16 protein-coding genes are annotated in these 16,437 nt (G+C 66.1%); 9 read left to right on the forward strand and 7 right to left on the reverse strand.

What is annotated here, in order from left to right:
- Positions 1-4 precede the first annotated feature (4 nt).
- Positions 5-2,230: a S9 family peptidase gene (locus D7Y61_RS10020; RefSeq protein WP_180866113.1), complete on the reverse strand. Its 2,226-nt coding sequence runs from the start codon at positions 2,228-2,230 to the stop codon at positions 5-7.
- Positions 2,231-2,373: 143 nt separating this feature from the next.
- Positions 2,374-3,063 carry a glutathione binding-like protein gene (locus D7Y61_RS10025; protein WP_180866114.1) on the reverse strand — a complete coding sequence of 230 codons (690 nt, stop codon included), beginning with the start codon at positions 3,061-3,063 and terminating at the stop codon, positions 2,374-2,376.
- 112 nt (positions 3,064-3,175) lie between these two features.
- Between D7Y61_RS10025 and D7Y61_RS10030 the strand changes: the two genes are divergently transcribed.
- Both D7Y61_RS10030 and D7Y61_RS10035 read left to right on the forward strand, forming a co-directional pair.
- A complete protein-coding gene (locus D7Y61_RS10030) occupies positions 3,176-3,796 on the forward strand; it encodes a TIGR00645 family protein (protein WP_180866115.1) in 621 nt (206 codons plus the stop codon).
- Between the two features lie 201 nt (positions 3,797-3,997).
- The gene (locus D7Y61_RS10035; protein WP_180866116.1) at positions 3,998-4,999 is read left to right on the forward strand and encodes an energy transducer TonB; all 1,002 of its coding nucleotides are present in this window, start codon (positions 3,998-4,000) and stop codon (positions 4,997-4,999) included.
- An 83-nt stretch (positions 5,000-5,082) separates the two neighbouring features.
- Here the strand turns inward: D7Y61_RS10035 and D7Y61_RS10040 are convergent, their stop codons facing one another.
- Positions 5,083-5,337, reverse strand: a complete 255-nt coding sequence (locus tag D7Y61_RS10040) for a hypothetical protein (RefSeq protein WP_180866117.1) — start codon at positions 5,335-5,337, stop codon at positions 5,083-5,085.
- Positions 5,338-5,414: 77 nt separating this feature from the next.
- On the opposite strand from D7Y61_RS10040, the gene D7Y61_RS10045 reads away from it, so the two are divergent.
- Both D7Y61_RS10045 and D7Y61_RS10050 read left to right on the forward strand, forming a co-directional pair.
- Positions 5,415-6,200, forward strand: a complete 786-nt coding sequence (locus D7Y61_RS10045) for a helix-turn-helix domain-containing protein (protein ID WP_180866118.1) — start codon at positions 5,415-5,417, stop codon at positions 6,198-6,200.
- 67 nt (positions 6,201-6,267) lie between these two features.
- A complete protein-coding gene (locus tag D7Y61_RS10050; RefSeq protein WP_180866119.1) occupies positions 6,268-6,696 on the forward strand; it encodes a hypothetical protein in 429 nt (142 codons plus the stop codon).
- Between the two features lie 72 nt (positions 6,697-6,768).
- Here D7Y61_RS10050 and D7Y61_RS10055 read toward each other — a convergent pair whose 3' ends face one another.
- Genes D7Y61_RS10055 through D7Y61_RS10065 form a run of 3 tightly spaced genes read right to left on the reverse strand, consistent with a single transcriptional unit; the run spans position 6,769 to position 10,219 of the window.
- Positions 6,769-7,953, reverse strand: a complete 1,185-nt coding sequence (locus D7Y61_RS10055; RefSeq protein ID WP_180866120.1) for an ABC transporter permease — start codon at positions 7,951-7,953, stop codon at positions 6,769-6,771.
- The gene (locus tag D7Y61_RS10060; protein ID WP_180866121.1) at positions 7,950-8,696 is read right to left on the reverse strand and encodes an ATP-binding cassette domain-containing protein; all 747 of its coding nucleotides are present in this window, start codon (positions 8,694-8,696) and stop codon (positions 7,950-7,952) included. Before D7Y61_RS10060 ends, D7Y61_RS10055 begins: the two co-directional genes overlap by 4 nt.
- Positions 8,693-10,219: an alpha/beta hydrolase gene (locus D7Y61_RS10065; RefSeq protein WP_180866122.1), complete on the reverse strand. Its 1,527-nt coding sequence runs from the start codon at positions 10,217-10,219 to the stop codon at positions 8,693-8,695. The genes D7Y61_RS10060 and D7Y61_RS10065 overlap by 4 nt, the downstream gene beginning before the upstream one ends.
- 330 nt (positions 10,220-10,549) lie before the next feature.
- On the opposite strand from D7Y61_RS10065, the gene D7Y61_RS10070 reads away from it, so the two are divergent.
- The 3 genes from D7Y61_RS10070 to D7Y61_RS10080 all read left to right on the forward strand — a co-directional run bounded on the left by D7Y61_RS10070 (position 10,550) and on the right by D7Y61_RS10080 (position 13,761).
- The gene (locus tag D7Y61_RS10070) at positions 10,550-11,053 is read left to right on the forward strand and encodes a DUF1203 domain-containing protein (RefSeq protein ID WP_180866123.1); all 504 of its coding nucleotides are present in this window, start codon (positions 10,550-10,552) and stop codon (positions 11,051-11,053) included.
- Positions 11,054-11,267: 214 nt separating this feature from the next.
- Complete coding sequence (locus D7Y61_RS10075) at positions 11,268-12,434, forward strand: lytic polysaccharide monooxygenase auxiliary activity family 9 protein (RefSeq protein WP_180866124.1); 1,167 nt, start codon at positions 11,268-11,270, stop codon at positions 12,432-12,434.
- Positions 12,435-12,594: 160 nt separating this feature from the next.
- Entirely contained in the window at positions 12,595-13,761 is a 1,167-nt protein-coding gene (locus D7Y61_RS10080; RefSeq protein WP_180866125.1) for a lytic polysaccharide monooxygenase auxiliary activity family 9 protein, read from the forward strand.
- A gap of 74 nt (positions 13,762-13,835) precedes the next feature.
- On the opposite strand, the gene D7Y61_RS10085 is transcribed toward D7Y61_RS10080, so the two are convergent.
- Positions 13,836-14,585 (reverse strand): FAD-binding oxidoreductase, encoded by a 750-nt coding sequence (locus D7Y61_RS10085; RefSeq protein WP_180866126.1) that lies wholly within the window; start codon positions 14,583-14,585, stop codon positions 13,836-13,838.
- An 84-nt stretch (positions 14,586-14,669) separates the two neighbouring features.
- Here D7Y61_RS10085 and D7Y61_RS10090 point away from each other — a divergent pair, with 84 nt between their 5' ends.
- Positions 14,670-15,638, forward strand: coding sequence for an ABC transporter ATP-binding protein (locus D7Y61_RS10090; protein ID WP_180866127.1), 969 nt, complete (start codon positions 14,670-14,672; stop codon positions 15,636-15,638).
- The gene (locus D7Y61_RS10095) at positions 15,635-16,426 is read left to right on the forward strand and encodes an ABC transporter permease (RefSeq protein ID WP_010482250.1); all 792 of its coding nucleotides are present in this window, start codon (positions 15,635-15,637) and stop codon (positions 16,424-16,426) included. The genes D7Y61_RS10090 and D7Y61_RS10095 overlap by 4 nt, the downstream gene beginning before the upstream one ends.
- The last annotated feature ends 11 nt before the right edge of the window (positions 16,427-16,437 follow it).

Here is a 16,437-nt window from a genome sequence, read left to right on the forward strand (position 1 = left end):
TGGATCAGGGTTTCAGACAGCGTCCCAGGAAGGCTTCGGCCACACGGTAACGATGCAGGGCATCGGCACCGGACAGACCATGCTTGGCACCCGGGTAGGTCATCAGCTCGAACGGCTGGCTGCGTTTCTGCAGCGCGCTCATCAGGCTGGTCGAGTTGGTGAACAGCACGTTGTCGTCAGCCATGCCGTGGATCAGCAGCAGCGGCGAACGCAGGCCATCGATGTGAGTCAGCACACGCGCTTCGCGATAGCCGGCGTCGTTGCGCTTGGGCAGGTCCATGTAGCGCTCGGTGTAGTGGCTGTCGTACAGGCCCCAGTCGGTGACCGGTGCGCCGGCAACGCCGCAGGCGTAACTGTCCGATGCCTTGGCCAGCAGCATCAGGGTCATGTAGCCGCCGTTGGACCAGCCCTGCACGCCGATGCGCGCCGGGTCCACCCACGGTTGCTGCTTCAACCAGGCCACGCCGCGCAGCTGGTCGGCCACTTCCACCGTGCCCTGCCTGCCGTACAGCGCACCGCCGAAGTCACGGCCACGGCGCGGGGTACCGCGGTTATCCAGCGAGAACACCACGTAGCCCTGCTGGGCCAGGTACTGGTTGAACAGGTGGTCGCCACGGCCGGGCCAGCTGTCGGTCACGGTCTGGCTGGCCGGACCGCCGTAGACATACACCGCCACCGGGTAACGCTTGGACGGATCGAAGCCGGCCGGCTTTATCAGGCTGTAGTTCAGCGGGGTCTTGCCGTCTGCAGCAGTCAGCGTACCGAACTCGACCGGGCGCTGCGCATCGCGGTAGCGCGCATACGGGTGCTTGGGATCGGTCAGGTCGTTCTCGAGCAGGGTGGCGATCTTCTCGCCGTTGGCGCGGAACAGTTCGATCTGCGGCGCCGTGGTGCTGTTGGACCAGCTGTCGACGTAGACGCTGGCGTTGCGGGCAAAGCTGGCGCTGTGCATGCCCGGTGCCTTGGACAGGCGCTGCGGCTCGCCGCCCTGCAGCGACACCGCGTAGATCTGGCTTTCGCGCGAGGTATCGATGCCAGCGCGGAAGTAGGCCTTGCCGGCCTTCTCATCGACCGCCAGCAGTTCGTCCACCGGCCAGTTGCCGTGGGTCAGCGCGGTGGCCTTGCCCTTGCTGTCGATGCGGTACAGATGCTGGAAGCCGGTGCGCTCGGACGACCACAGCACGCTGCCGTCGTCCAGGAAGCGCAGGCTGTTGTGCAGCGGCACCCAGGTCGGGCTGGTCTCGTGGGCTAGCACACGCTGGCGGTTGGAATCGAGCGCCACTTCCACCAGGTCCAGCTGCTTCTGGTCACGCGACTGGCGCTGGAAACTGAGGTGCCGGGCATCGCGCCAATCGACGCGGGCCAGGTAGATGTCCTGTTCCCTGCCGAGGTCGACCCAGCGTGGCTGTGCGTCGGCGGCCGGCGCGATCACGCCCAGCTGAACGCGCACGTTGGCATCGCCTGCGGCCGGGTAACGCTGCTCGATCACATCGGTGCGGTCGGCATAGACCTCGTAGCGCTTCTGCACCGGCACCGGGGATTCGTCGATGCGGGCAAAGGCAATCGCCGAATCATCCGGCGCCCACCAGTAACCGGTGTGGCGGTCCATTTCCTCGTCGGCGACGAACTCCGCCACGCCGTTGCCGATGGTGGTGCTGCCGTCGCGGGTCAGCTGCAGCTGCTTGCCACTGGCCAGGTCGATCACCCACAGGTTGCGGCCACGGATGAAGCTGACGAAACCGCCCTTGGGCGACAGCTTGGCATCAGTGGCGAAGCCTTCACCGTGGGTCAGCTGGCGCACGGCCGCGGCACCCTGCTGCTTCAGGTCGTACAGATACAATTCGCCGCCCAGCGGGAACAGCAGGCGCTGCGCGTCCGGTGCCCACTGGTAATCGACGATGCCGGTCATGGCGGCGATGCGCTGGCGCTCGCGGCGGGCCTTTTCTTCATCGCTCAGGGTTTCGGTGCCGGGCAGCACCACCTTCGAATCCACCAGCAGGCGGGTCTGGCCGCTGCCGATGTCGTAGGTCCACAGGTCCAGCTGGTTGCGGTCGCTGTCCTTGCCGCGCAGGAAGCTGACCTGCGAACCGTCCGGTGCCACCTTGGGCTTCATCAGGGTCGGGCCGGACAGCGGCAGCGGTCCGGTGATGGCTTCCAGGGTCAGCTTTTCAGCATGGGCGGCGGTACTGGTGGCGAGCATGAGGGCGAGCGAAGCGAACAGGTGGCGCATGGAGTATCCCGGCAAACGGCAGGTCCGCTCCACGCTGGACGCGGGGCGGTCGTCCCCCATCCTAACCAAGCCGGTGCGGGAAGGCAGCATGACCTTCTGCCCATGAGGCGTGCCGACCAACGGTCGGCACCCACCGTTCCGGGTCAACGCTGGCCGAACAGGTGCTTGCGCTCTTCGTCGCTGAGCGGCTTGCCGGCGTTGGGGTTCACCTGCTGGCGCAAGGCATAGGCGCGCTGGGTGGCCGGGCGCGCGGCGATCGTTTCGTGCCAGCGCTTGAGGTTCGGAAATGCAGCGAAATCGACCGGGAGCTTGTCGTAAGCGCCGATCCACGGGTAGCTGGCCATGTCGGCGATGGTGTACTCGTCGCCAGCCAGGAACGCGTGCTGGGCCAGGCGCTTGTCCATCACCCCGTGCAGGCGGCGCACTTCGTTGTCGTAGCGCTCGATCGCATAGGGGATCTTTTCCGGTGCGTACACGTTGAAGTGACCCATCTGGCCGCTCATCGGACCCAGCCCGGCCATCTGCCAGAACAGCCATTCCAGGGCGGTGACGCGGCCGCGGGGGTCGCTGGGCAGGAAGCGGCCAGTCTTCTCGGCCAGGTACAGCAGGATCGCACCGGATTCGAACACGCTCTGCGGGACGCCGCCATCGGCCGGCGCGAGGTCGACAATGGCCGGCATCTTGTTGTTCGGCGAGATGGCCAGGAATTCAGGCTTGAACTGGTCGCCCGTGCCGATGTTGACCGGGTGGATGCGGTACTCCAGGCCGGCTTCTTCCAGCAGCAGGGTCACTTTGTGGCCGTTCGGGGTGGGCCAGTAATACAGGTCGATCATGGCGGCGGCTCGGGGTGCGGAAAGGAACCTGAAGTCTAGTGCGAGAGTTGGGTTGGCACCGTCATGACCGGCCGGTAACCTCGCCACTCCCCCGCAACGCAGCATCCCCCGCATGAGTGCAAAACGCCCACCGCTCTCCCCGCTTTCCACGCTGATCTTCGCCTCGCGCTGGCTGCAGCTGCCGCTGTACCTGGGCCTGATCGTGGCGCAATGCGTCTACGTGTTCCTGTTCGGCAAGGAACTGTGGCACCTGATCTCACACTCCGCCTCGATGGGCGAACAGCAGATCATGCTGATCGTGCTGGGCCTGATCGACGTGGTGATGATCTCCAACCTGCTGGTGATGGTGATCGTCGGTGGCTACGAGACCTTCGTCTCGCGTCTGCGCCTGGAAGGCCACCCGGACCAGCCGGAATGGCTGAGCCACGTCAACGCCAGCGTGCTGAAGGTGAAGCTGGCGATGGCGATCATCGGCATCTCCTCGATCCACCTGCTGAAGACCTTCATCGCCAGTGGTGCATTGAACGGCATCCCGCTGTGCCCGCCGGAGCGCATGGCGTCGGCCGCAGCCAACATCGGCGAGCAGACCTGCTCGACCTTCACCCCGGATGGCGTGCTGTGGCAGACCATCATCCACTGCGTGTTCATCCTGTCGGCGATCGGTATCGCCTGGACCGACAAGCTGATGTCCAACAGCCACAGCAAGTCGCACGACAAGGCTGCCGGCCACTGATGGCGTTGCCAGCAGCGCCATGACGCCGCTGCCTCATCCCGGCCACCGCCCCTTGTACGCGGCGGTGGCCGGGATGCTAGATTGCACCCTCGCCGTTGCCGGCGGTGGCGTCGGGAAACGTCACCCTGCCGCGCCCGGACCGCAGGTCCCGGCCATGCGTATCAATGATTTACGTCACGTCGTCTTCTAGAGGGGAGCAGGATGTCGCACGTCTCAACGATTACCGCCGCGCGCCGGTGGCTGCCGGTTGCCCTGGCACTGGCGCTGGCCGCCTGCTCGGGCAAGGAAGAACCCGCGGCACCTGCTGCCGCCACAGCGCCTGCCGCCACTGCGCCCGCCGCACCGGTGGTCGCTGCCAAGGTGCAGTCGATGGGCACCGAGCAGCTGCGCGAGTCGGCCAGCCAGGCGCTGCGCGAGAACCGCATGTACGCCCCGGCGGGCGACAACGCCATCGAGTACTACCTGGCCCTGCGTGACAAGACGCCGGACGACGCTTCGGTGAAGAGTGCGCTGACCGACCTGCTGCCCTACACCCTGATCGCCGCCGAACAGCACCTGGGCCGCGAGGACTACACCGAAGCGCAGCGCCTGGTGGCGCTGATCGAGAAGGTGGATGCGTCCGCGCCGGCCCTGCCGCGCTTGAAAGAGGGCTTGGACAAGGGCGTGCAGAACGCTGCAAAGCGCACTGAGGCGGAAGCGGAGAAGGCGAAGAAGGACGCCGAGGACCGCAGCAGGCAACAGACCGAGCAGCAGCGCCAGGCCGAACAACGCGCCAAGGAAGCCGACGCCGCCAAGCAGATTGCAGCACAGCAGGATGCTGCCCGCCGCGACAGCGAGCGCCAGGAGGCCGAGCGCCAGGCCGCCGCCCGCCGCGAAGCCGAGCAGAAGCAGCAGCAGGCCGCCGCCCAGCAGGCCAGCGTGGCACGCCAGGCGGCTGCAGCTGCTGCCCCCACCCTGCGCCCGGTCAGTACCCCCGCACCGCGCTATCCGGCCGAGGCACTGCGCTCAGGCACCTCCGGCGAAGTACTGGTGGAAATCACCGTCGGTACCGACGGCTCCGTGGTCAATGCCCGCATACTGCGCGCAACCTCGGGACGGACTTTCGACCGCGAAGCCCTGAACGCGGTCAAGCGCTGGCGCTTCGAGCCGGTCAACGCGCCGGTTACCACCCGCCGCACACTGGTCTTCGCACCAGGCGGCTGACCGCAAAAAGGGGACGGAGGGGATTAAGTCGTTTCTGCCCCCAGCATGACGCCAAGGCCCGGTTTGTCCGGGCCTTGTCCGTTTCAGGCCGCGCCATCAATCAGTCGCTGCAGCTTCGGATCGCACGCCGCCAGCACCTGGAACAGGCCCAGCGCATGCAGGCCGGGCAGCAACGCACGCAGGTCGGCTTCGGCAGTGGCGCGCGTGGCGGGATCGCTGGACGGATCCTGCCAGTCACGAACGCTGGCGAGGAAAGCACCCACGCTGCCCTTGCGCACGGTGAGGCCGTTCACCTGCACGTCGTTCTGATGGTCGGGAAGAATGTCCTGTGGCTGCATGGGGAAGCGCTCCGTTGAAGTGGGCTCCAGTGTCGGGGCGCGGACCCGACGTTTCTGCCGTATAACTGCCAATCAATATGGCAGGTCAGACAACCACCACCTTTCTCGACCCCGCGTTGGCCGATACCGCCGACGGACCGGTGGTGCTGGCCGCCCGGCTGCACCAGCGTGGTATTCGCCGCACAGCGCGCCACCGGCATGCCCGTGGGCAGCTGCTGGGTGCGCATCAGGGGCTGCTGCGGATCGCCGCCGACGACCTGCACTGGCTGCTGCCCGCAGGTCACGTCGCCTGGATACCGCCCTTGCTACCCCACGCGCTGCTGAGCGCAGACGGGTTCGATGGCTGGAGCCTGTACTTCAATGCCGAGGCCTGCGTGGGTCTGCCTACCACACCGCGCATTTTCCAGCCCAATGCACTGCTGCAAGCGGCGACAACACGTGCGCTGCAATGGCCCCATCAACCACTGGATGCTGCGCAGGTACGACTGGCCGGTGTGATCGCCGATGAAATTGCCGCCAGCACGCCCCTGCCGCTTGCCCTGCCACAACCGCGTGACCGGCGACTGCAGAAGATCGCTTCGGTGCTGGCGCGTTGGCCGGACGACCTGCGCAGTGTTGAGGCGTGGGCGGCCACCAGCGGGCTGTCCAGCCGCAGTCTCGCCCGCCGTTGGCAGGCCGAAACAGGCATGACCTTGAGCCAGTGGCGGCAACGCCTGCGCGTGCTGCTGGCGCTGCCACGCCTGCTGGCGGGCGAGCCGGTGATCAGCGTCGCCCTGTCGATGGGCTACGAGACGCCCAGTTCCTTCATCAACGTGTTCAAGCGTGAGATGGGAGTGACGCCTGCGCGGTATTCCAGCGGCTGACGCATTCGACGCTCCCGCTGTCTAACCTCACGACCTAAGCTATTTTCTAGAATCAGGAGGAGAACAGATGAAGTACGACGACGCCAGCTGGCATTCCGGGGGTGACTTCCCTTCGGATCTTCCGGCTGAGGCCGGTGCCACTCACATCGGCATGTACCTCGCATGGCTGCTGTTACAGGGCATGGCAAGCGAAGAGCTCGCCGAGGACGCAGAAGAAGACCTGCAGGCGCTGCGGGAACGTAGTACGACGCCGGGCCTGTTCCTGCTTCAATGCAGCGACGGAAAATTCGTCGATGACCTGATCAGTGATGAAGCCAACACGTTCACTGCTGTGTACTACGACCTCGAGAATGGCCAGTATCTCGAAGACTATGAGGAACGGCTGGGGGCCGAGGTCCCTTCGCTGTACCACGTCGCCGATACCTGGGAGAACTTCGACCGGCTGGCACCGGCGATCACCCAGCGCTTCACCACTTGGCAGGCAACGCAATCCTGAAAGCAACGAGGCCCGGACTGACCGGGCCTCGTTTCATATCCGCCGGGCATGGCCCGGCGCTACCCGTGGAGGTCAGCCAGAGATGGCCAGGCGCTCGTTGTGGTAGCGGCGCACGGCGGCGAACCACAGCACGGCGGCCAGGCCGAGGCTGGCGCCGAGATAGATGGCCCAGACCGCCGGCGTGATGGCCTCGTGGCGGATCACCTTCAGCAGCATCTGGTTCTGCGACAGGAACGGCACGGCGTACTGCCACAGCTCACTCTTCAGCGGATAGGCCACCAGCGCGTAGCCAGGCATCATCGGCAACAGCATCAGCCAGGTCATGTGGCTCTGCGCTTCCTTCATGCTCTTGGCCGCGGCCGACAGGAAGGTCAGCAGCGAGGTGCCGATCATCAGCATCGGCAACATCACCAGCAGCATCTGCAGCATCGATGCCACGTTCATGTTGAACTGGCGGCCGATGTTGCCGGGTGCGATCTGCGCACTCACCTTGAACGCCACCAGGGTCAGCAGCAGCGACACGAAGCCGACCACGCAGGCGGCGGCGATCTTGCCACTGACGATGGCGCTGCGTGAACCGGGCGTGGCAAGCAAGGCTTCAAGTGACTGCCGCTCACGCTCGCCGGCGGTGGCGTCCATCACCAGGTAGGCGCCACCGATGAACGAGGTCAGGGTCAGCAGTACAGGCAACAGCATCGACAGGATCATGCCGCGTTTCGCCTCGGCACTGGCCAGGTCCTGGCGGGCGACGTCCAGCGGGCGTGCCACCTGTGCGTCAACGCCACGCGCCATCAGGCGCAAGGCCCCCACCTGCCCGTTGTAGGTGGCCAGGGCGGCTTCCAGGCGCGCGCTGGGTACTTCGGCCGCCCGGCGGGTGCTGTCCTTGATCACTTCCACCAGCGCCGGCTTTCCGTCGGCCCAGTCCTTGCCGAATTCATCGCTGATGCGCAGCGCCACGTCGATCTCCTGGCTGCGGATCGCGCCGGCCAGATCCTTTGGCGCGGACGAGGCGTTCAGCCCCTGTGCGGCGAGGAAGCGCACCAGGTTGGGGGCGTTCTCCGCGCCGATGGTCGGGATCTGCAGCGGTTGTTCGATCTGCGTGCGCACCCGGCTCTCGGCCAGCTTGCCCATGCCCAGCAGCAGCACCGGGTACAGCAGCGGTCCGAACAGCAGGGTCAACAACAGCGTACGGCGGTCACGCGAGAGATCGCGCAGTTCCTTGCGCATCACCGTCATCAGGGTCGACATCATGCTCATGCGTGCAGGCCCTCTTCGCTGCCGATCAGTTTCACGAACGCATCTTCCAGGTTGGATTCGCCGGCCTGCGCACGCAGTTCATCGGCACTGCCGGCGGCCATCACCGTGCCTTTGGCGATGATCACGATGTGATCGCACAGCGCGGCGACCTCTTGCATGATGTGGCTGGACAGGATCACGCAGCGGCCTTCTTCGCGCAGGCCCAGCAGGAAGCGGCGCAGGGCTCGGGTGGTCATCACGTCCAGGCCGTTGGTCGGCTCGTCGAGGATGACGTTGCGCGGATCGTGCACCAATGCGCGCGCAATCGCGGTCTTGGTACGCTGGCCCTGTGAGAAGCCGTCGGTCTGCCGGTCGAGGATGTCGCCCATGTCCAGTGCATGCGACAGCATCTCGATGCGTTCGCGGATGCGCTCGGCCGACAGGCCATGCAGTTCGCCGAAGTAGGCGATGTTCTCGCGTGCGGTCAGGCGCTTGTAGACACCGCGCGCGTCGGGCAGCACCCCCAGGTGGCGGCGAACCTCCACCGGGTTGCGCGCCGCATCGATGCCATCGACGCTGATGCTGCCCTGGTCGGGCGTCATCAGCGTGTACAGCATGCGCATGGTGGTGGTCTTGCCGGCGCCGTTGGGACCAAGCAGGCCGGTGATGCGGCCATCTTCCGCGCGGAAGCCGACGTTTGACACCGCCTGGATGCGGCCGGTGCGGGTGTCGAAAGCCTTATGCAGGTTGTCGGCGACGATCATGGTTCCCATCCGTTGAACGAAGTGAACGCCGGCACGTAGCTCAGCGTGTCCAGGCAGCTGGCATCCAGCGCCTTGGCATCGGTCGTGTCGATGAACTGACCAAGCAACCGCGGCATGCAGCCAGCAGCCAGGGTGCCGTGACCCTGGCCGCGAGCGACCAGCGCGCGGCCGTTGGGCAGGCCCTTGAGCACCTGCGCGGCGTAGCGCGGCGGTGTTACTGGATCAAGCTCACCGGACAGCAGCAGGGCCGGCACGTCACTGCGCAGCGGTGCCGCATTGGCAGTCGGCGCAGCCTGGTGCGGCCATACCGGACAGGCAGCGAAGAATGCGCTGGCCACGTCGTTGCCGAACAGGCGCTCGGGATCCTCGGCAGGTGCGTGATAGCGCGGTGCATCCTCGCTGCAGATGACCGACCACTGCATGCCACGGTTGATCTGGAAGTCCATGCTGCGGTTCGCGCCGCGCGCCAACGATGCCAGTGGCGCATAGCGACCCTGCGCGGCCTCATCGAGGACCAATGGCAGCAACGAGGAATACTGCGGCACGTAGGAGAAGGCGAACGCCAGGCCGATCACGCTGTCAGGACTCAATACGTCCTGCCGGATCTGGTTGGTACCCGGGTCGCGATACTCGACCGAGACCGGTGCGCGACGCAGTGTCTCGACCACGCTGCGCAGCTGCGCGCGGGTATCCACGGGAAAGCGCTTGCTGCAGGTGGCGTCCTTGCTGCACTGCGCGGACTGCAGGGCGATCGCATCCTCGAAGGTGCTTGCGAAGTCCCCGCCCACCACCAGTTCATTTGGCACCACGCCATCGATGACGATGCTGCGCGTGTGCTGTGGATAGGCCCCGGCATAGCGCTGGGCCACGCGGGTGCCGTAGGAGCCGCCGACCAGATTGATACGGTCCACTCCCAGTGCCTGGCGCACCGCATCCAGATCGGCGATCGCTTCGGTGGTCGTGTAGAAGCGGGCATCGGCGCGCCCCCGCAGCGAGGCGGCACAGCGCTGGGCATAGTCGCGCAGCGAGGCCTCGGTAGGTGCAGCGTCCTCATCCATCTGCAGTTCCTTGCCGTCCGCACCGAGGCAGCTGAGCGGATTGGAGCCGCCGGTACCCCGCTGGTCGACGAGGAAGATGTCGCGCTGCTTGCGCACCTGGCGCAGTGCGGTGTCGACCACGACCGCCACCTCGCTGGCTGCCTGGCCCGGGCCACCGGCCAGGAAGAACACCGGATCGGGCTGGCTGGAACCGCTGTTGCCCGACTCCAGCCAGGCGATGCGCAGGTCGATCCGGCGGCCTTCAGGCTGGGCCCGGTCCTCCGGCACCTGCAGCGTGGCGCACCGCGCTTCCACGTTGGCGCTGGCGCCCTCGGTGGACAGCGTGCAGGGCTGGAAGTCGATCGTGCCGAATCGGCGGTTGGGTGAATCACTGGCGCCTTCCGCGCCTGGTGACGATAGCGGGTTGCAACCGGCAAGCATCAGGCTGGCCAACGTAGCGGCCAACGCGAGGTGGTGTCTTTGCATCGTGCTCAATTCCCCTGGAGGACGTTCCTGCCGACCACGACGGGCTGCCGTGGAAGATGTGACCCAACTTACACGGGCACGGCGCTGGCGGCGATGGGCAGGGGCGAAATCTGCACCGGAACGGCTCAGGCCAGGGGATCACGGCCCTTGGCCCTGGCCCGGTGCAGCGCCGCGGCCACCGATGGGTCAGTGCGGATCGGCGCGCGCATCCTCGCGCCTTGCCGCACGATCCCCGCGATGTTCCACCCGCCGAGGACATGCCGGGTCGGAAAACGGCGAGCATGACCGCCCCTGCATGCGCACACTCCACGTACACCCCGGGAGACACCCATGCACGCGTGTTACCTCAGTGGCCTCGACCACCGCCCTTTCCTTCCCCTGTTCGAGAAGAACGACAGCGTGCTCGCCGCACGGGGCATCCAGCGCCGCTGGGCGAGCGACGCGGGAGGGCAGCCCTGCCGGATCGGCCTGAGTGATCCGCCCAGTGGCACCGAGCTGCTCCTGCTGTCCCACGTCCATCTACCCCTGCACTCGCCGTATCACGCCTCCGGCCCGATCTTCGTGCAGCGTGGAGCAACCCGCTGCGTGCTTCCCCCGGGCGAGGTACCGCCCTACGTCCAACGCCGCATGATCTCGCTGCGTGCCTACGATGCGGCTGCGCTGATGCGGAGTGCGCAGGTCTGCGCCGGTACCGAGGTGGCCACGCGGTTGGACGCGATCTTCGCCGATCCAGCGGTGGCCTTCGTGCAGCTGCACAATGCCGCACATGGCTGCTTCTCATGCCAGGCAGATCGGGCTGGCATCCCCCCACGTAGCGCCACCTCCATGTCGTGATCCATGCCACGGCGGGTACGTGATGACCAGCGCATCCATTCAGTCCGGCGTGAAGCCTGCGGGAAGGGCTTCACATGCACAGTCACGAATCGGCACTCCCAAGGTTCCGCCGCCAGCATCGCAACTCGATACTCGCTGCGGTGCCTTCGGAAGCCCCCCGCGTAATGCAGCTCCTGCGGTCACCGTTCCCTTTCGACGACCACAAGGATGCGCCATGTCATTCCGATCCACACCGTTGCTGCTGGCCACCGGATTCGCTGCTGCGGGCCTGTGCCTGGCCGGCAGCGCGACCGCCCACGGCACCATGACCACGCCGGTCAGCCGCGTCTATGCCTGCTTCCAGGGCAATCCGGAGAACCCGACCAACCCGGCCTGCGCCGCGGCCAAGGCCATCGGTGGCTCACAGGCCTTCTACGACTGGAACGGCATCAACCAGGCCAACGCCAATGGCAACCACCAGGCGGTGGTGCCGGACGGCAAGCTGTGCAGCGGCAACAACCCGACCTTCCGCGGCCTGGACGTCAATCGCAGCGACTGGCAGACCACGCCGATCCAGCCGGATGCGAATGGCAGGTTCACCTTCGTGTTCAAGGCCACTGCGCCGCACGCCACGCGCGACTGGCGCTTCTTCGTCACCCGCGAAGGCTGGCAGCCGGGCAGTCCGCTGCGCTGGGCCGACCTGCAGGAATTCTGCACGCTGGGCAATACGCCGCTGTCGGCTGATGGCACCTACAAGCTGCAGTGCACGTTGCCGCAGCGCACCGGCCAGCACGTGATCTACAACACCTGGCAACGTTCGGATTCGACCGAGGCGTTCTACACCTGCATGGACGTGCGCTTCCAGGGCGGCGGCACCACGCCGGCACCGCAGTGGCAGGATGCCGGCCCGGTGACCGCACGCGGCGATCTGCCTGTCGGTACCACCTTGGCGCTGCGCGTGTTCAATGCCAACGGCAACGATGTCGAACGCGTGGAAGCCGCGCTGGCCACTGGCCAGACCGGGGCCGCGCAGTGGCCGTTGGCGCTGGCCCGCAAGGTCAATGCCAGCGCTCAACATGCACGCATGGGCGTGCTTTCCAATGGTGTGATCACGCCTTCGGCGTCGGCCACCGACAACCGCGTATACCTGAAGGATGGCAACCGCTTCCAGCTCGACACGAAGGTACCGGACCCGGGTACACCGTCACCGGGCGGTGATTTCGACCACGTTTATCCGGCCGGTATCGGCAGTTACAAACCCGGCGAAACCGTAGTGAAGGGCACCGACGGCAAACTGTACGCCTGCCGCCCGTTCCCTGAAGGTGCCTGGTGCAACGTCAATGCCGAGGCGTACCGGCCGGGCGTGGGTGCCGCCTGGCAGGATGCTTGGATCGCATATTGAGATGCCCTGCGGGGAACGGCGCTTTTTCGTCGTTCCCCAAGGAATGCGAAGTTCATCGCAGCGCAGAAAACGCACCTTCACCTTTCAAACTATTCCTATGGAACGTGTAGGGACGCATGTCGAAACTCCGCAGGGTTCCACCACCCACAGGAGATTCATGATGCACCTGTCCCATCGGTCCGTTCTCGCACTGTCCTTCATCGCGGGCCTGGCGCTGCCTGGCAGCGCCTTCGCCCATGGCACCATGTCCAAGCCCACCAGTCGCGTCTACGCGTGCTATCTGGGCAACCCGGAAAACCCGACCAATCCGGCCTGCGCCGCCGCCAAGCAGTTGGGCGGCGCCCAGCCGTTCTACGACTGGGCGGGTGTCAACCAGGCCCATGCCAATGGCAACCACCAGGCGGTGGTTCCGGACGGGCAACTGTGCAGCGGCGGGAACTCCACCTATCGCGGCCTGGACCTGAACCGCAGCGACTGGGCCACCTCGCCGATACGGGCCGACGCACGCGGTCGCTACACCTTTGAATTCCTGGGTTCCGCCCCACACGAAACCCGTGAGTGGAAGTTCTACGTCACCCGCGACGGCTGGCAACCTGGCTCCCCCCTGCGCTGGGGTGATCTGGAGCCCTTCTGCACGCTGGGCAACGTACCGTTGTCCGCCGGTGGCGTATACAAGCTGGACTGCCCGCTGCCAAAGCGCGAGGGCCAGCACATCATCTACAACACCTGGCAGCGCTCGGATTCGCAGGAGGCCTTCTATACCTGCATGGACGTGCGCTTCGAGGGTGGTGGTGGCGTTACCCCACCGCCGCAATGGGAGGACGCAGGTCCGATCATCGCGCGTGGCGCGCTGGACACCGGGACCACCCTGACCCTGCGGGTGTTCAGTGCCAACGGCAACGATCTGGAGCGCCCGGCGCTGACACTGAACGCCGGCCAGACCGCGGCGGATCAATGGCCCTTGGCGCTGGCGCGGCAGGTCAATGCCATCGCGCAGCACGCGCGTGTAGGTGTAATGAGGGATGGCGTTATCACGCCGGTTGCTTCGGCCACGGATAATCGTGTCTATCTCAAGCCCGGCAACCGCTTCCAGCTCGAAACACTGGTTCCGGGGCCGGGCCCGATAGACCCGCCTCCAGGTGACTACGATTTCATCTACCCGGCCGGAATCGGCAGTTACAAACCCGGCGAAACCGTGGTGAAGGGCACCGACGGCAAGCTGTATGCCTGCCGGCCGTTCCCGGAAGGTGCGTGGTGCAACATCAATGCCGATGCCTATCGTCCGGGCACCGGCTACGCCTGGCGCGATGCCTGGATCGCGTACTGAGGCAGGTTCCGGAGGCGGCGTGCTGCCGCCTCCGGTTCGTGGGATTGTTGGCCAGCGGCCGGCACCGCCCCGGCCTATTTGCTGCTGACGTACTTCTCGCGGCGGATCTGCGGATTGCCCATGCCGGCGGCCTTGAGGAGTTCGGCGCAGGCGTCGACCATGTCCGGGTTGCCGCACAGGTAGGCGATGTCGGTGGCCGGGTCCGGCGAGAAACCAGCCAACGCCTGCTGCACGTAGCCATGCTGCACGTCGGGATGCGGATCGGTCGGCAGTTCGCGCGACAGGCACGGCACATAGCGGAAGTTGGGATGCTTTTCGGCGAAGCTATAGAAATCTTCGCTGTACAGCAGCTCGCCCGGGCTGCGCGCGCCCTGCAGCAGCACGATCTGCACGCCGCGCTCGGCCATGGCCGTTTCCAGCAGCGGCAGCATCGAGCGGTACGGGGTGACGCCGGTGCCGGTGGCGATCAGCAGGTAACGGGCGTTGTGGTCGCCCGGGTTCAGGCAGAACCGGCCATAGGGGCCGGACGCACTGATCTGGCCGCCCTGCTCCAGCGCCTCGAACAGGGCCGTGGCGGCGCCACCGGGGACGAAACTGACCGCGATATCCACCGCCTCGCCCGGGCCCAGCGCGTGGTCGTGGATGGTCGCCAGCGAGTAGCTGCGCTTGGTTTCGGTGCCGTCGGCGTAGCTGAAATGGACCTGGATGAACTGGCCGGGCTGGAAATCCAGCGGCTGTCCATCGTCACGCACGAACTGGTAGTGGCCGACGGTCGGGGCCAGCATGCGGCAGCCGACCAGCTTGAGGGGGAATTGAACAGGCACGACTTTTCGGGACAGTGTGTAGCCGGGGCAAGCCCTCGGGGTCTTCTATAATAGCCCCTCCCCGCCCCTCTCCAGCGCCAGCCCATGGGCGCGAAGGCTTCGAGCTTGGCATCCCAGAACGATACGGCGCCCGCCCTGCGCGTGCGCGACCTGCGCAAGACCTATGACAACGGCACCCAGGCCCTGAAGGGAGTTTCCCTGGAAGTGGCCCCGGGCGACTTCTTCGCCCTGCTCGGCCCCAACGGGGCCGGCAAGTCGACCCTGATCGGCATCATCAGCTCCCTGGTCAACCTCAGCCAGGGCCAGGTGGAAGTGTTCGGCAGCGACCTGGTGCGCAACCGCAGCGCCACCATGCGCCTGATCGGGCTGGTGCCGCAGGAAATCAACTTCAACCTGTTCGAAAAGCCCTTCGACATCCTGGTGAACTACGCCGGTTTCTATGGCGTGCCGCGCGAGGAAGCCGAGCAGCGTGCCGAAGAGGAACTGAAGCGGGCGCACCTGTGGGAAAAGGCACAGGTGATGAGCCGTACGCTGTCCGGTGGCATGAAGCGCCGGCTGATGATCGCCCGCGCGATGATGACCCGCCCGCGCCTGCTGATCCTGGACGAGCCGACCGCCGGGGTGGACATCGAGATCCGCCGCGACATGTGGCGCGTGCTGAAGGAGATCAACGCCGCCGGCACCACGATCATCCTCACCACGCACTACCTGGAAGAAGCCGAGTACCTGTGCCGCCACCTGGCGATCATCAACCATGGCCAGATCGTCGAGCAGGGGCCGATGCGCACCCTGCTGGCCAAGCTGGACGTGGAAGGCTTCCTGCTGGACATCGACGGTGACCTGCCGGCGCAGCTGCCGGTGATCGAGGGCGCGACGCTGACCGCGCCGGACCCGCACACGCTGGACATCGACATGCCGCGCGCAATGGACCTCAACCGCGTGTTTGCCACGCTCAACGAGTCCGGTATCCGCGTGCGTTCGATGCGTACCAAGAGCAACCGCCTGGAGGAGCTGTTCGTGCGCCTCACCGGCAACCTGGAGAAGCCTGCATGAGCACCACCGAGCTGACCGACGGCCAGCGCAACCGCGTCGCACTGATGACCATCGTGCGCCGCGAAGTCGCCCGCATCATGCGCATCTGGGGCCAGACCCTGGTGCCGCCGGCGATCACCATGACCCTGTACTTCCTGATCTTCGGCAACCTGATCGGGTCGCGCGTGGGGGACATGGGCGGCTACACCTACATGCAGTTCATCGTGCCGGGCCTGGTGATGATGAGCGTGATCCAGAACAGTTACGGCAACATCAGCTCCTCGTTCTTCGGCGCCAAGTTCGGCCGCCACGTGGAAGAGCTGCTGGTCAGCCCGATGCCGAACTGGGTGATCCTGTGGGGCTACGTGGCCGGTGCGGTGCTGCGCGGCCTGATGGTAGGCGTGATCGTGCTGATCATCGCGATGTTCTTCACCCCGGTGCGCATCCCGCACCCGCTGGTGATGCTGACCACGGTGATCCTGGGTGCGACGATCTTCTCGCTGGCCGGTTTCATCAACGCGGTGTATGCGAAGAAGTTCGATGACGTGGCGATCGTGCCGACCTTCATCCTGACCCCGCTGACCTACCTGGGTGGCGTGTTCTATTCGGTGAAGCTGCTGCCGGGCTGGGCCGAGGCCGCCACGCACGCGAATCCGATCTTCTACATGGTCAATGCATTCCGCTATGGCCTGCTGGGCAGCAGCGATGTGCCGCTGCCGGTGGCCTACGGGTTGATGATCGGATTCGTGGTGGTGCTGACGGCGCTGGCGCTGTGGTTGCTGCGCCGTGGCGTGGGCATGCGCAGCTGAGGGGGGCCTGC

Origin of the sequence: Stenotrophomonas maltophilia (genome assembly GCF_013464485.1) — a bacterium.
In the GTDB taxonomy this organism is placed as follows: Bacteria; Pseudomonadota; Gammaproteobacteria; order Xanthomonadales; family Xanthomonadaceae; genus Stenotrophomonas; species Stenotrophomonas maltophilia_AW.

Excerpts from the sequence above, each read along its gene's own strand:
- D7Y61_RS10070 (WP_180866123.1), top strand. The coding sequence starts at position 10,550 with ATGCACGCGTGTTACCTCAGTGGCCTCGACCACCGCCCTTTCCTTCCC.
- D7Y61_RS10040 (WP_180866117.1), bottom strand. The coding sequence starts at position 5,337 with ATGCAGCCACAGGACATTCTTCCCGACCATCAGAACGACGTGCAGGTG.
- D7Y61_RS10025 (WP_180866114.1), bottom strand. The coding sequence starts at position 3,063 with ATGATCGACCTGTATTACTGGCCCACCCCGAACGGCCACAAAGTGACC.
- D7Y61_RS10065 (WP_180866122.1), bottom strand. The coding sequence starts at position 10,219 with ATGCAAAGACACCACCTCGCGTTGGCCGCTACGTTGGCCAGCCTGATG.
- D7Y61_RS10060 (WP_180866121.1), bottom strand. The coding sequence starts at position 8,696 with ATGATCGTCGCCGACAACCTGCATAAGGCTTTCGACACCCGCACCGGC.
- D7Y61_RS10035 (WP_180866116.1), top strand. The coding sequence starts at position 3,998 with ATGTCGCACGTCTCAACGATTACCGCCGCGCGCCGGTGGCTGCCGGTT.
- D7Y61_RS10080 (WP_180866125.1), top strand. The coding sequence starts at position 12,595 with ATGCACCTGTCCCATCGGTCCGTTCTCGCACTGTCCTTCATCGCGGGC.
- D7Y61_RS10050 (WP_180866119.1), top strand. The coding sequence starts at position 6,268 with ATGAAGTACGACGACGCCAGCTGGCATTCCGGGGGTGACTTCCCTTCG.
- D7Y61_RS10090 (WP_180866127.1), top strand. The coding sequence starts at position 14,670 with ATGGGCGCGAAGGCTTCGAGCTTGGCATCCCAGAACGATACGGCGCCC.
- D7Y61_RS10055 (WP_180866120.1), bottom strand. The coding sequence starts at position 7,953 with ATGAGCATGATGTCGACCCTGATGACGGTGATGCGCAAGGAACTGCGC.
- D7Y61_RS10020 (WP_180866113.1), bottom strand. The coding sequence starts at position 2,230 with ATGCGCCACCTGTTCGCTTCGCTCGCCCTCATGCTCGCCACCAGTACC.
- D7Y61_RS10075 (WP_180866124.1), top strand. The coding sequence starts at position 11,268 with ATGTCATTCCGATCCACACCGTTGCTGCTGGCCACCGGATTCGCTGCT.
- D7Y61_RS10095 (WP_010482250.1), top strand. The coding sequence starts at position 15,635 with ATGAGCACCACCGAGCTGACCGACGGCCAGCGCAACCGCGTCGCACTG.
- D7Y61_RS10045 (WP_180866118.1), top strand. The coding sequence starts at position 5,415 with ATGGCAGGTCAGACAACCACCACCTTTCTCGACCCCGCGTTGGCCGAT.
- D7Y61_RS10030 (WP_180866115.1), top strand. The coding sequence starts at position 3,176 with ATGAGTGCAAAACGCCCACCGCTCTCCCCGCTTTCCACGCTGATCTTC.